At 40.9% G+C, this 12,323-nt stretch carries 16 protein-coding genes and 1 pseudogene; 4 read left to right on the top strand and 13 right to left on the bottom strand.

All coding sequences use genetic code 11. From position 1 onward, the window contains the following. A partial coding sequence (locus HMPREF1152_RS05660; protein WP_009643175.1) for an IS30 family transposase occupies window positions 1–545 on the top strand: 545 nt, incomplete at its 5' end. A gap of 767 nt (window positions 546–1,312) precedes the next feature. Here HMPREF1152_RS05660 and HMPREF1152_RS10005 read toward each other — a convergent pair. The 7 genes and pseudogenes from HMPREF1152_RS10005 to HMPREF1152_RS10065 form a co-directional block, all read right to left on the bottom strand. Continuing rightward, window positions 1,313–1,528 (bottom strand): 4Fe-4S binding protein, encoded by a 216-nt coding sequence (locus HMPREF1152_RS10005; RefSeq protein ID WP_334290467.1) that lies wholly within the window; start codon window positions 1,526–1,528, stop codon window positions 1,313–1,315. A gap of 22 nt (window positions 1,529–1,550) precedes the next feature. Then, the gene (locus HMPREF1152_RS05650) at window positions 1,551–2,084 is read right to left on the bottom strand and encodes an EFR1 family ferrodoxin (protein WP_009644212.1); all 534 of its coding nucleotides are present in this window, start codon (window positions 2,082–2,084) and stop codon (window positions 1,551–1,553) included. A gap of 36 nt (window positions 2,085–2,120) precedes the next feature. Continuing rightward, window positions 2,121–2,990, bottom strand: coding sequence for an acyl-CoA thioester hydrolase/BAAT C-terminal domain-containing protein (locus HMPREF1152_RS05645; RefSeq protein WP_009644202.1), 870 nt, complete (start codon window positions 2,988–2,990; stop codon window positions 2,121–2,123). A gap of 109 nt (window positions 2,991–3,099) precedes the next feature. Further along, on the bottom strand, window positions 3,100–3,357 hold the full coding sequence (locus tag HMPREF1152_RS05640) for an ATP-binding protein (protein ID WP_242822284.1): 258 nt from the start codon (window positions 3,355–3,357) through the stop codon (window positions 3,100–3,102). A 50-nt stretch (window positions 3,358–3,407) separates the two neighbouring features. Beyond that, window positions 3,408–4,220 carry a class I SAM-dependent methyltransferase gene (locus HMPREF1152_RS05635; protein ID WP_009644208.1) on the bottom strand — a complete coding sequence of 271 codons (813 nt, stop codon included), beginning with the start codon at window positions 4,218–4,220 and terminating at the stop codon, window positions 3,408–3,410. A 62-nt stretch (window positions 4,221–4,282) separates the two neighbouring features. Further along, the gene (locus HMPREF1152_RS10070; RefSeq protein ID WP_009644206.1) at window positions 4,283–4,474 is read right to left on the bottom strand and encodes a DUF4368 domain-containing protein; all 192 of its coding nucleotides are present in this window, start codon (window positions 4,472–4,474) and stop codon (window positions 4,283–4,285) included. A 293-nt stretch (window positions 4,475–4,767) separates the two neighbouring features. Next, window positions 4,768–5,094, bottom strand: a pseudogene (locus HMPREF1152_RS10065) (recombinase family protein); the annotation flags it as partial. Window positions 5,095–5,208: 114 nt separating this feature from the next. Here HMPREF1152_RS10065 and HMPREF1152_RS09895 point away from each other — a divergent pair. Then, complete coding sequence (locus HMPREF1152_RS09895; protein WP_083844336.1) at window positions 5,209–5,610, top strand: transposase; 402 nt, start codon at window positions 5,209–5,211, stop codon at window positions 5,608–5,610. Next, the gene (locus HMPREF1152_RS09890) at window positions 5,588–5,920 is read left to right on the top strand and encodes a hypothetical protein (RefSeq protein WP_009644211.1); all 333 of its coding nucleotides are present in this window, start codon (window positions 5,588–5,590) and stop codon (window positions 5,918–5,920) included. Before HMPREF1152_RS09895 ends, HMPREF1152_RS09890 begins: the two co-directional genes overlap by 23 nt. Window positions 5,921–6,039: 119 nt before the next feature. Here the strand turns inward: HMPREF1152_RS09890 and HMPREF1152_RS05615 are convergent, their stop codons facing one another. Both HMPREF1152_RS05615 and HMPREF1152_RS09320 read right to left on the bottom strand, forming a co-directional pair. Further along, window positions 6,040–6,927: a HipA domain-containing protein gene (locus HMPREF1152_RS05615; RefSeq protein WP_009644203.1), complete on the bottom strand. Its 888-nt coding sequence runs from the start codon at window positions 6,925–6,927 to the stop codon at window positions 6,040–6,042. Between the two features lie 4 nt (window positions 6,928–6,931). Then, window positions 6,932–7,381, bottom strand: a complete 450-nt coding sequence (locus HMPREF1152_RS09320; protein WP_156791972.1) for a helix-turn-helix domain-containing protein — start codon at window positions 7,379–7,381, stop codon at window positions 6,932–6,934. 347 nt (window positions 7,382–7,728) lie between these two features. On the opposite strand from HMPREF1152_RS09320, the gene HMPREF1152_RS05605 reads away from it, so the two are divergent. Further along, complete coding sequence (locus HMPREF1152_RS05605) at window positions 7,729–8,085, top strand: GntR family transcriptional regulator (protein WP_036380203.1); 357 nt, start codon at window positions 7,729–7,731, stop codon at window positions 8,083–8,085. 252 nt (window positions 8,086–8,337) lie between these two features. Here HMPREF1152_RS05605 and HMPREF1152_RS09975 read toward each other — a convergent pair whose 3' ends face one another. The 4 genes from HMPREF1152_RS09975 to HMPREF1152_RS05585 all read right to left on the bottom strand — a co-directional run bounded on the left by HMPREF1152_RS09975 (window position 8,338) and on the right by HMPREF1152_RS05585 (window position 12,307). Continuing rightward, window positions 8,338–8,526 (bottom strand): hypothetical protein, encoded by a 189-nt coding sequence (locus HMPREF1152_RS09975; RefSeq protein ID WP_009644201.1) that lies wholly within the window; start codon window positions 8,524–8,526, stop codon window positions 8,338–8,340. 109 nt (window positions 8,527–8,635) lie between these two features. Continuing rightward, window positions 8,636–9,319: a helix-turn-helix domain-containing protein gene (locus tag HMPREF1152_RS05595; RefSeq protein WP_009644209.1), complete on the bottom strand. Its 684-nt coding sequence runs from the start codon at window positions 9,317–9,319 to the stop codon at window positions 8,636–8,638. A 117-nt stretch (window positions 9,320–9,436) separates the two neighbouring features. After that, window positions 9,437–10,366: a recombinase family protein gene (locus tag HMPREF1152_RS05590; protein ID WP_009644204.1), complete on the bottom strand. Its 930-nt coding sequence runs from the start codon at window positions 10,364–10,366 to the stop codon at window positions 9,437–9,439. Between the two features lie 258 nt (window positions 10,367–10,624). After that, complete coding sequence (locus HMPREF1152_RS05585; RefSeq protein WP_009644215.1) at window positions 10,625–12,307, bottom strand: recombinase family protein; 1,683 nt, start codon at window positions 12,305–12,307, stop codon at window positions 10,625–10,627. Window positions 12,308–12,323: the final 16 nt, after the last annotated feature.

Here is a 12,323-nt window from a genome sequence, read left to right as displayed (position 1 = left end):
CTAAAGAACACACTGAAAAACGTGGCAAAATAGTTATTAGCAACAATCTCTCAGAGCGACCTGCCGAGGCAGAGAGTCGTTCACGTATTGGGGATTGGGAAGGTGATACTGTTGCCGGAAAGAAGAATGGTCCTTGTCTAGTTACACTCGCAGACCGAAAAAGTCGATTTCTTCTATGCATGAAGGCAGAAAAGAAAACTTCCACTCTTGTGAGTGAGATTATGATTAAATGTCTTAAAGAACAGCCATTATTCTCCATTACTCCAGATCGCGGAAAGGAATTTGCCAAGCATGCAGAAACTTCGGCAGCATTAAACAATGTACAGTTTTACTTTCCACAGCCGCATCAGCCATGGCAACGTGGAACAAATGAAAATACTAACGGTTTAATTCGCGAATACTTCCCGAAGGGAACCGATCTTTCAAAGTACAGCGATGAATATATACAAAGCAAAGTGGATGAATTAAACAGACGACCTCGAAAATGCTTAGGCTACCTAACTCCTTATGAGGTTTATTATTCAACCTCGTTGCACTTGACTTGACAATTCAAGACTAAAAAAAGCAATCCACGTACTAAAAACCATAGAAGCCATCATCTTTAGTTTCCATCTCCACGGTGCTCTATTTCCACCTTCTTTAGAATAGCCTTTCCCAATCAAGAAAATAGAATAACCTGCCGGAATCAAAACTAATATTATTGAGGCGTGCATTCCCCGTGTAATCCATAAACGCCAGTTTTGTAATGCAATTCTCAAATTAGGGATTTGCTCTGAAGCAATGAATATCAATACAAGTATTGAATACGCGAGCATCATACCAAACAAATATTTGAGAACTCCGTTTCTTATTTTATCTAGGCAAATTCTCTTAAAAAGGAACAATATAATTCCTCAAATTAACACAATCGCCCAGCACAATAAAGACGCTTCCGCTGTATTCATATTTGCCTCTTTCACGATTCGTCATAAATCACAGTCATCTGTCTCACAGCCACAACTCCCCGACATCTAACTCGGCAACTCAACTCTCACACTTTTTGACCTGATTTGCCTTTGGATAAGTTACCGAGAAGCGTTTGGCTCGATAGGCCCTTATTGATGTCAGTCATCGGGAACCCGTTCAGACTAATATGGTATGTACCAAAATATCTCCATGGGACAATAGAAAAAGCCGGGTGCCCTTCGCTTTGAAAATCACTCGGCTATGTAAAAGGCCGGCTTTCCATTTGGAATACCAGCCTGATGATTATGATTGAAGCTCGGAAAACCGATTTGTCTATCGGATTGACCGCCAGACAAAATCGGGGTTTTTATAATTTGAAGCTTTTATATTTTTCGTATCGACATTGTTCCTTCACCTGCTCTCCAAGCAACGTAATTGCTTTTTGAGGGCATAAACTTATACAGCGGTAACACATTGTACATTGATTTCCAGAAACTGCCCGATTATCTTTCATTTGAATATTTCCCATTGGACATTCTTTACTGCATAGGCCGCAACCAATGCACGCATCGCTTATTTTCAATACATCAGAATATCCCGCCGTTTTACGATAGAACCATAGTCTTTGTCCAAACAACCCCCTTGAGATGTGCTGTCAGCGATAATCCTTCTTGGGGATATTTCCCCTGCCTGATTTGTTCTGCAACTTGCTCAATACGCTCATCTGCATTTTTAACAACTTGTCTGTTCCTCTCAATATCTTTCTTCAACAACTTGCTATCACAAACAGAATCCGGCATTTTTATTTGCAAACCGCCAAGGATTTCTGCACCATACTTCTTTAAAAGTCTTGCAGTGCATCCCGTCCCGTCACCGCTGAAAAGGCCCATTGTATTGACACAAAACACTTTTTTCCCTTTCCATATGGAGCTGTTTCTTACGATAAAATCGCGTACCATAAATGGAGCGTTGGAAAATTGTGTGGGATAACCCAGAATAATTATGTTCTGCTCCTCTAATATGCTTGTAATCTGTGGGGATTCTAACGGAACACATTGTGCCGTGTCATCCATCAAATGCACCAGCTTTTCAACACAGTGCTTCGTATTCCCCGTTCCACTTAAATAAATACCTATCACTTATGTGTTTCTCCAATAAATTCCAGTTTATCCTTATCAGTGATTTCGGATGAAGTCAATCACTTTAGAAGTAATATCTGCTCTGTCGGATGCACATTCATTCGGGTGTTTCCGCTCTGTCTTGAAGAGAAGTTTTAACAATCCTTCGTTTCTTCTCATCGGGATAGCAAAGTGACTGATATATCGGTACTTCAGGTTCATTACTTCGTAAGAGAAGTTCCGGTCCAGCAGATATTTTTCTATATAATCAGCCTGTTGAACAGAAGGCCACACTGTGTCTGCTTCCGTTGATATGAGAAGAATAGGACCGTGAATTCTTTCCATGGGAATGATAGCCTCAGCTCCAATATCCTTATTTGTGTTATAATCCAGAATATTAAATTCACGATGAGCGATAAACTGTTTTATCACATTGAAATATCTCATTTTATATGGAACATAGTTCAAACTTTTTCTCTGATATGACCAGCAGGAATCACCAGATGTTCTCTTTTTCCCGATCATACCTTCACTGACAAAATAAGAAGGGACACGTGCTATGACACAGCTGATGTCTTCAAACATTGATGCCGCAAGCAGAGCATATTCAGCTCCTTTGGATATACCATCCACTACAATCTTTTTATAACCTTGATCTTTAAGCCATCGAATCGCATTTTCAACATACTCCAACGGCACTTTATCCAGAAATTTTCCTGTAGCAATTCCTGCAAACAGCGTGACTCCTAATGCAGATATGCCGCTTTGCCTGTAGTAATAGGCCATTGTATCACTAGCCGCAGAACCTCCCTCACTGCCGGAAAAGGTAATGACAACCTTTTCCTTTTCTTTGGCATCATAAAGATGACCTTCAAAACCTTGTTCAGCTATTGTGAGTATAAGATCTGCATCTATATTTTGTCTCATTCTGATTGTACTTCCTTGTAAATAGGGATTTATTTATCTAAGGAAACCTTCCAATAACGTCTCCTGTTCGTCTCTGCTGTTTTGTTCAATAATCCTTTGTCAACAAGATTCATTTCTTGCTCAATCCGCTCCCGGAACGTTCCATATAGCCAAGTCTTGCAAAGATGTCAGCAAGTACCGGATTTCGACGGATGGATGGAACCCCTTTGATATTACGATCCTGTATTAGCGTGCCATCCGGCATTCCTCCGGGAGAATAGATCTCCATGCGGTCATCAAAAATATCTATATGCGCTTCGTTTCCATTGATCAGGTAGTCCCGACGAATCAAAGCATTGCCCAATGCCTCAAAATAACTGCGGTGCACATATTCCCGGCAGCTCAACCCTTGAATCAGGCAGTTTTTTCCTAATGGTTTTAGAGTTGTTTACTAAAAACAAGAATCTTCTGTGTGATTTTTCTCGCAATCGGGAGCCAGTCGATTAGCTTTAATGCAGGCGTGAGAACACGCATACCACGTAATATGTTGTCATCTTTAATCTTATGAAACCCCTGAGCAATGTTCTTTATATCATCAAAGCTGTCTGCACCGAAAACGAATCTGGCTCCGGTTTGCTGGATGGATTTTTCAACTCTTTCTCGTTTTACCCACATCTTTGCAATGCATTCCATTATGACCGTAGCAGTATCAAAGTTTTTACGAATGATAGAAAGTATCTTGGCATTCTCTTCGGCAGTGAGATACATGGACAGTCCTTCTATAATAAAAAGTACATTTTTTCTGTTTTTTACTTCCTTGAACCAGTTTGGATCCAAAGCAGAAGCACCGATAGATGAAACTCGACCACTTTCTAAAAAAATCTGATCTCTGAGCTTTATGACATCAGGCAAATCCAGATTGTACCAAGTGATGATACCATTATCCACACGATAAAATCTTGTATCCAGTCCGCAGGCAATGTTTACTATTGTGGCAGTAGGATTTCGTCCAATAAAATCTTTGACCAGTTCATCAAGGACAAGTGTGCGTGCGATGACACCACTACTCATAGTACGATCTTTTGATGCAGTTGAAAAGTCATAGTCAATCCTATTTACAAGTTCTACTGCTTTTGCATCATAGAACTTATGCTTCTTTCTCTGTGAATACTCTGCACGTGCATAAAAACTTTGAAGCATTGTTTCCGCAGTGCCATTCAAAACAGGTTTTATTTTTTCTTGTATTTCCATTTCCCTTAAACTTAGACACCTCATGTAAATTCAAGTTAGTTGCCACTAACATTGTACCATTTTTAAGCCATTTTTTCTATATCAGCTTTTTGTGGCACTTGACAGTTGCCTATAAAGTTAAAGTAAACATCAACTTGTTGTTTTCTGTCTTTTTCTTTTCTTCCCCCTTTTGTTTCATGGACCACAACTTTTTCTATATACTCATTTATCATTGGTACTGTCAGTTCCTCAATATCTGTATATTTCTCTATCATTTTTAGAAATTTATCAGTGTCAACTTTTTTCTGATGATAGCTTTCTATTTCCTGTTCAAAATACTGTATCTGTTTTTCTAAGTCTTGTTGCTCCGTATCATAGGTATTAAATAATCTATCAAAGTGTTTTACAGGAATTTTTCCAAGTGCGTGGTCTTCGTATAGTTTTGTAATGAGGGTTGTTAGTTATTCATTTCTTGATGACAGTTTTTCTAACTTCTCTTTGTCCCCTTGATATTTTTCTTCTCTTTTTTCATCGGATAACTTGTTCATCACTTTTAGAAATTCTTGTTTACTCCCTTTTCTTTGAACAGTATTTCGGTATAAAAGCCTACTTTGAGGTAATCTCTGCCAAACCTACTCATATCTTTTACTATCACAGTAGATACTTTGTTTTCTTCTACTGCTTTTATCATCTTTTGAAATCCCTCTCTATCAAAGGTTGTTCCGCTTACTCCATCATCGGTATAGTGATAGATATTTACAAAGCCGTTTCTTTTGGCATAGCTTTCAAGTAGCTACTTTTGATTGGTGATGGAATTGCTTTCTCCTTGCATTTCATCATCACGACTTAAACGCTCGTAAAGAGCTGTTTGTCCTGTTCTTTTTGTATTTGACATGAGAATTACCTCCTCTCCAAGTTTTATTATTTTCTCTGTCCTTATAAGGTTAATCCTTTTGGCAAAACGGCTACAGAAATCATCTATTATCTTCTTGAGCACACCTCCGAATCTATGGATGAAAAAGCCGTGCGCAAGTTGATCAAGCAGCAGGCAAAAGCGAAATCCGATGAGATCATTGCCGCTATCAAAGGTTACAAAATTGAAGCTGATCAGGCGGCCAAACTTACGCTTGCTCGTAACCATATGGATTATCTCAAATATATGATTTCTCAAACCGAAGTAGAACTCTATGTTCGAATCAAACCCTACTACAGGTATGTTGAACGTGTTGCGACCATGCCAGGTATGAATGAACTTAACGCAACTATCGTTCTTGCTGAAACAGGCATCGACATGGATGTGTTCGACAATTCCGGTCATTTGTACTCGTGGTGTGGTCTTACACCACGAGCACAACGAATCTGCTGGCAAGAAGCATTCCACAAAAATCATGAAAGCCGGCGCTTATCTTAAGCCTTTAATGGTTCAATGTGCCTTAGCTGCAATAGCGTGCAAGAAAAACCCTTACTTTGCAATCAAGTATCGCAGGATAAAGAGTCGCCGCGGTCACAAGAAAGCGATTATCGCTATCGCAAGAATGATGATGGTTTCAATCTATCATATGGTCAAGGACAAACAACCTTTCTCGCCATGTGATTATGAGGAACTGTTAAATCCTCAGGAGCATCCGCAACGGGTTGTGCTTAACGATGCAAATGTATTTGATTACCTGAATGCTCAGGGCTACGATACATCTTCATTAGTCAAATGCAACGATGACTGATGATTCTTCAAATATTCATTTTTGAATGAGGCGGCGAACATGCCTCTTGTTTTAGTGTGTCTACATTATCTCGTTTATTTTCACTCTTGATCTCCTTTTCCTGTTTCATGGAAGTTCGATTATTTACTATCCAGTTTTTCTATAGAGAAATCAAAAATTCTCTTTTTCCGTTCTATCAGCATTGTCAGATAGAAGTCCTTCTGGAGATCGCTGATAAACGGCGTATAGTCAATGATCCCTTTGATCTTTCCCATGTCAATACGCGGGACAATGCGTTTTAATGCGCGATTGCAGTCTTCATTTTGCATGGAGGAAATATAGTCAAAATACTTGATTTTCTTACCTTCCTGCATAATCGCCGAAAGAGGGATATTGTAAATACGATGATTGCGTTCGCCTGGATCGGAGAGCACCGCTTCCATGATTTTCTTGTCAGCCTGCGGGTACAGGCAGCTTCCACAGTCATAGACCGGAGCGAGTGTCATTTCGTCGGTACGGTCATCATACAGAAACCCCCAGTTTCCATTGTGCCTGTCCCAGTTCCCGATGAAGGCATCCACGATAAACATATCCCAAAACCGTTCCAAAAGGCTGTCACGGTCTACAAGGGTCTGTTCATCAATTGTCTGGAGGATATCTATAAGCTCTGTCCCGTATCCCTGCCGTTCCGGATCAATCATGCGGTTTTTGAGGGAGGCGAAATCCTGCAGAGAGACGCCTGGTTCCGTAAAGTCACCGCAGGCGACAACGATTTTCTGTTTCCCCTTTACCGTATAAACTCCCATCAAGGTTTTCTGAACCGGAATGCCGATGCTCTCATAAATCTGGCAGCCCAGGTACTCTGAAAAACAGCTGTTGCTGTAACTCGTGCCTTTATTCAGCTTTGCCTGCGGAGGGAACTTGAGCATATATTGTTCGCCTTCGTAAATCACGGAGATTTTATTCCCGTTTGCACCGGCATAGGTCTTTTTCCGCTTTTTCAGGTCTGTAAAATCTATGACGCCCATTCCTTCACGCTCTTTCCAGTCTTAAATACTTCTCCCGCAGATACCATGCCTGCTCCGGATTGATGATCTGGTTGACCTCTGCGTTGTTGATATCCGTCTGAAGATTGCAATAATCGCAGTCCCAGCGAAGATACGGTTCTCCGCCATCTAATTTCTTCCATGCTGCTTTCATGGCGGCAATGGATTCCATCAGAAATGGCGGCAGGCCGCGTTCAAGATAGGACTTATCTTTTGGAAGGCCGGTTGCACTGTCATAAGGGGAAGACAGCTCCATGATGTCCTCCATCGTACAATCCAACGCTTTCGCAAGCTGCCGGACTGTTTTTGCAGAGCAACGCTCGATCTCGCTCCGCCCCGCGCATATATCCATAATTGTAGTCTTTGGCACGCCACTGACCTTTGAAAGATGGTATTTTGTGATTTGTCTTTGGTCAAGCAAAGTCTGCAAGTCCATATCGTCACCTCCCATTTATTGTTCACCTAATTATATCGGCATACCGACCTAACGTCAACAGTGTAGGGATACATAGGTTTTTGAGTTTTCCATATTTGAGGTCTGTCTAAATAGAAATCGTGCAGACGCTTTCGTTTTTATTGCCAGTGGCTTTTCCGTGAATACCCCATATTCCTATAAACTCGCCGTTTTTTGAAAACATGATAGTTTCTTGATAATTGTCCTATATCCTATGGTTATATATTGGAGAAATTATCATTCCCATCAAGCTCAAATATATCAAAGTGTTTCCTACCAGATTGCATTCGTGTTCTAATGCACAAATAAGCAAGAAGAAAGTGAGAAAAATGTCTTGGAGTTTCACCTCGGACTCGCCTATTTATTTGCAGATAGCCGAGATCATCAAATTCCGGATTCTGAGGGGAGAATATCCCCCCGGAACCCGGATTCCGTCCGTCCGAGAGCTGGCACAGGAAGCGGCAGTAAATCCCAATACCATGCAAAGGGCACTGGCGCTTCTGAAGTCGGAAGGGCTGTTAATCACCCGGCGTACTACCGGTCGGACAGTCACGGAGCATCAGGAGCTTATCCTGTTGACTCGTCGCACCCTGGCAAAAGAGTATGTCAAGCGGCTCTCAGCCTTAGATTTTTCTATAAAGGAGATCAATGAACTGATGCAGGAAGCCTCAAAAGAGACGACATAGCTGTACCAATATCACAAGAGACGCTTCTGCATCTTATCATCTTCAAACCATGCCCGTCTTTTTCAGATATGCCAGCGCATCCGTATGTCCCCGGAAGTGGATACGGATGCGCTCTTTTAAGTCCAAAATGAACTAAAGCATCGGAGATCGCTTTCACTTTTTCCTCTGTCGGATGCTTTCTCGGTTGTTTCAGTTCTTCTACAGCATTAGGAGCGTCATACATAGGGAGACCGTAAGCTCTCGTTACTTCTGCTATATATGCAGTATGTACTTTGAAACCGAATTTATCTTCTTGTATGCAACTCTTTCTTTTGGCTTATACTTTTCTGCTCTTTCCGTTATTTTATCAAATGGCACCTTGCCTTCTCCCTCGCCAAACTCCACCTTTACGTTGATATGACTGTCCGGAGCCTTGTGGGAAAGCAGTACTACCGTCTCCACATGAAATACGGGGGCTATCTGTGAATTTGTCGTTCATGTGCACAAATGCCGCATATATACAGTATTTTTCAGCGGTTCTGTTGTCTCGCGCATTTCATTCTCAACGGGGCTATTTTAGAATTTCAACCACTTCATTCTCCGTTCCGGGGTTCTTGCGGACAGCAGTAAAAAACAGCGTCTTATAGACCAGCTGATCCGGATTGCTCGAATCCCATCCTGTCTCATATCTGAATCTCGGCACCTGATTAAAATGTTTAATGGCCACATAGTCGGTGACACTGAATATCCCGAATAAAATGACAGCACAGGCAGCTATGCAAATAATACGCTGCACCCTCTTCGCCAGGATTCTTCTCGTTAGGAAATAGATGCCCGTAATCAGTATAATGCTCCCGATCACAGAGTAGATACTTCCCCAGCTGCTTTCACTCGGAAATACCGATAATGCCGATACAATAACAAAGATGCCGAAGCCCGACAGCAATGCGCCGATGATTCTCTGCTTTCCTGTTTTTAATTCATTACGGCTGTACTCCGCCATAGCCACAGCGGTTTCTTTTGTTTCCTGATTCATGTTCTCACTTTTCCTTTCTCCATTGATGATTTCCGGTATGCTCACGTCATAGAACTCTGCGATCTCGACCAGCATACCGATATCAGGCATATTGCTTCCTGTCTCCCATCGGGATATCGTTCTGTTGGAGACATTCAGCTTTTCAGCCAGACTTTCCTGTGTCAGATTTCTTTCCTTCCTCAGTTCTTTCAGGAAAGAGCCTATCTTGACCTGATCCATATGGGTGACCTCCTTTCCATGCCATGATACGATCCGGAATCATCCTTTAACACGACACAAAGCGAGAAATGCCGTGTTTTGCTGCCGGACAATGTTGTCTGCCTGCTTAAATTCCTATTATTTCTTCCGTTTGGAGCTGTACTTCGTACTTCTGCGTTTCAAGCCATCTTCCGTGATTTCCATATTGCTGCGCATCGCCCGCTCGATCTGCACCGCCTCAAATTTCTCCTTGGAGATGATTCCGGTGTGGTGATCGCCAAGCTTATACTGGTTCCCGGAGCCGCCGGAATCCGCGATCGCTACATCCCCGGTATATTTCATGTTGGTCAGGATGGATTCTATCGTATGCTTGCTCCATGTATCTTTCCCTCTGGGACTTTTGATCTGTTTGCTCTCCAGCTGCTTCTTGATGCCGACCGCGCTTGCCCCTTCCAGATACCAGTCAAAGATGTTCCGGACGACCTCCGCCTTTTTCTCATCGATGGCAAGCATGCCGTTTTTGTCTTTGTAATATCCGTAGCACGGTCTGTCATATAAACCGGACGTGCCGTTAGCCGCTCTCTGCTTCAGACCGATTCTGATATTCTCGCTGCGCCACTCGTTTTCCGTCTGCTCACAGACTTCGATCACCGACAGGAGTAATTCGCTGTCCACGGTTTCCGTATCGATCTTGTCACGTTCAAAGATGATCCTCTTTCCGGCATCCTTGATCTTTCGTATCGCCTCCAAAGTTTCGACCGTATCCCGTCCGAAGCGGCTGATGCTCTTTGTAAGAACAATGTCGATATGCCCATTCTCGCACTCTCTGATCATGCGGTTGAATTCTTCTCGTGTGGATCCTGTCTTTGCCGTACCTACATCAATAAAGATGTCCGCAACGAACCATGTCCGGTGTGCTGCCGCAAGACGAGTAAGCCCCGATATCTGATTGGCAAGGCTGTCGAGCTGCTCCTTACTGTTTGTGCTGACCCGGGCATAGATACCGACACTGTAGTCTTTGATGACACGGGTTTTCTCTATGCGTACGACATTCTTAATGTCATCCATATGACATTCTCCTTTTTGCCCCATTAAGTTTCTTATTTATTATAATGATGTCTGGGCAATTTTACAATATGTGTCCTGACAACAGTTCCCTTGTTACACACCCTCCGAAAACCTCAAAAACAGTAGTTGCCTTGTTACACTTCGCAAAAAATCAGTGCTCACAACTATTGTCAGAACCGATAAAAAAGGAATTCCGGGAAAGGTATTTTTTATTGCCTCATCTTCGGAATCCCTTGATTTCAAGCCTTTTGTGTACTTTTACTTCGTTTCCCGTGACAGAAGAACTATGCACTCAACTTGCTCATTATTGTCCAAACCTATATTTAAATCTTCATCGATGATAGGAAGTTTAAAAGTAATTGATTTTAGCCATTGCCCATTCGGTTGCTTTTCTTCGTAAATTTGAATTTCAGAAATCAAAGCTGTAATTAACTGTCTACGCTCTACATCATTCATTACCTTGTAGAGTTTATCAAAATAGATCAAAATCTTATATATGTTATCTCCTGTAAGTTTCTCAGCTTCAATAGTTTGTTTCTTTGCTTTCGCATCAATTAACAATGATTCTAAGTCTTCAATCTTATCATACATACGATAAAGTCTATCGTCTAAGTCCTGTTTTCTTCGTTTGTAGTGCTTATCATCAGCATCTAAATTATCTATTTCCTCAATTAGCTTAAATTTCGTAGAATGGCTCTTCCTCAATTCTTTCTGGTAATTATCTATCTCTTTTTCTATTTCAGAGGTATCTACCTTCATGTTAATTTTTTCTTGCATCATAGAAGCAAATTTGGGATTGCTTACTATCTTTATAATTACCTCAGCAACTGCATCATCTAACAATTCTTCTCTGATTTGTTTATTGTAAGTACATTTATGACCTCTTATCATATGCCTATGTTTACAGCCATAGTAATAAAAATCTTTATACTTTGTACCATCTTTCTTTTTCTTAATACACTTGTTTCCAAACATTCCCACTCCACATATTGGACATTTTACAATTCCTGAAAGCAGATGTGTGCGTGTATCTTTCCCTTTATTCACATGCTCATATTTCTTTGCTTGAGATTTTAACTTAACTTGAGCTGCTTGCCATAGCTCATCAGAAATTATAGCTTCATGAATACCTTCAGCTATTAAATATTCATCTTGTTCAACTTGCTTATATTCATTTCTTGTTCCATGAACTTTTTCTAAAGTTCTTCTTCCAAAGGCTATTTTTCCGTTATATACAGGGTTTTTTAATATCTTTCTTATAAGACCTGCATCAAACAATGGATTTTTCCCATTTTGTCTTGGAATTTTTCTTATACCATGATTTTCTAAGTATTTAGAAAGTCCATTTGCTCCAATGGTTGTATTTACATACTGATCAAAAATAGTTCGTATCGCAATTGCTTCTTCCTCATTGATTATCAATTTCCCATCAATAAGTTGATAACCATAAGGAGCAAAACCTCCATTCCATTTGCCCTCTCTTGCCTTTTGAATACGCCCTTCCATCGTTTGAACACGAATATTTTCCCTTTCAATTTCAGCCACAGCTGATAAAACTGAAATCATCAATTTACCTGCATCTTTAGATGAATCAATCCCATCCTCAACACAAATCAAATTGACTCCAAAATCTTGCATTGTTTGTAGAGTTGATAAAACATCAGCAGCATTTCTTGCAAATCTTGACAGCTTAAACACAAGAACAAAAGATACTCCATCCTTTCCGGATTTTATATCTTCCATCATGCGAGTAAACTGTATTCTTCCCTCAATAGATTTTCCAGACTTTCCTGCATCTTCGTATTCTCCAACAATTTCATAATCATTATAAAGAGCGAAAGCCTTCATTCTTGATTTTTGTGCCTCTAAAGAATAGCCATCTATCTGTATTGATGTAGATACTCTTGTGTAGAGGTATACTTTTATTTTTTCTTTTGACATAGCATTAACCTCAATA

Origin of the sequence: Mogibacterium sp. CM50 (assembly GCF_000293155.1) — a bacterium.
GTDB classification, from domain to species: domain Bacteria; phylum Bacillota; class Clostridia; order Peptostreptococcales; family Anaerovoracaceae; genus Mogibacterium; species Mogibacterium timidum.
Note: the sequence above shows the minus strand (reverse complement) of the source record. Positions and strands in the feature narration are given on the sequence as shown.

Bases quoted from the DNA above. Each gene is read 5' to 3' on its own strand.
- HMPREF1152_RS05635 (WP_009644208.1), bottom strand. From the start codon at position 4,220: ATGGAAATACAAGAAAAAATAAAACCTGTTTTGAATGGCACTGCGGAA.
- HMPREF1152_RS09320 (WP_156791972.1), bottom strand. From the start codon at position 7,381: ATGGACTTGCAGACTTTGCTTGACCAAAGACAAATCACAAAATACCAT.
- HMPREF1152_RS05645 (WP_009644202.1), bottom strand. From the start codon at position 2,990: ATGAGACAAAATATAGATGCAGATCTTATACTCACAATAGCTGAACAA.
- HMPREF1152_RS05590 (WP_009644204.1), bottom strand. From the start codon at position 10,366: ATGGATGACATTAAGAATGTCGTACGCATAGAGAAAACCCGTGTCATC.
- HMPREF1152_RS05615 (WP_009644203.1), bottom strand. From the start codon at position 6,927: ATGGGCGTCATAGATTTTACAGACCTGAAAAAGCGGAAAAAGACCTAT.
- HMPREF1152_RS09895 (WP_083844336.1), top strand. From the start codon at position 5,209: ATGGATGAAAAAGCCGTGCGCAAGTTGATCAAGCAGCAGGCAAAAGCG.
- HMPREF1152_RS09890 (WP_009644211.1), top strand. From the start codon at position 5,588: ATGAAAGCCGGCGCTTATCTTAAGCCTTTAATGGTTCAATGTGCCTTA.
- HMPREF1152_RS05595 (WP_009644209.1), bottom strand. From the start codon at position 9,319: ATGGATCAGGTCAAGATAGGCTCTTTCCTGAAAGAACTGAGGAAGGAA.
- HMPREF1152_RS05605 (WP_036380203.1), top strand. From the start codon at position 7,729: ATGTCTTGGAGTTTCACCTCGGACTCGCCTATTTATTTGCAGATAGCC.
- HMPREF1152_RS05585 (WP_009644215.1), bottom strand. From the start codon at position 12,307: ATGTCAAAAGAAAAAATAAAAGTATACCTCTACACAAGAGTATCTACA.
- HMPREF1152_RS10070 (WP_009644206.1), bottom strand. From the start codon at position 4,474: ATGATAGAGAAATATACAGATATTGAGGAACTGACAGTACCAATGATA.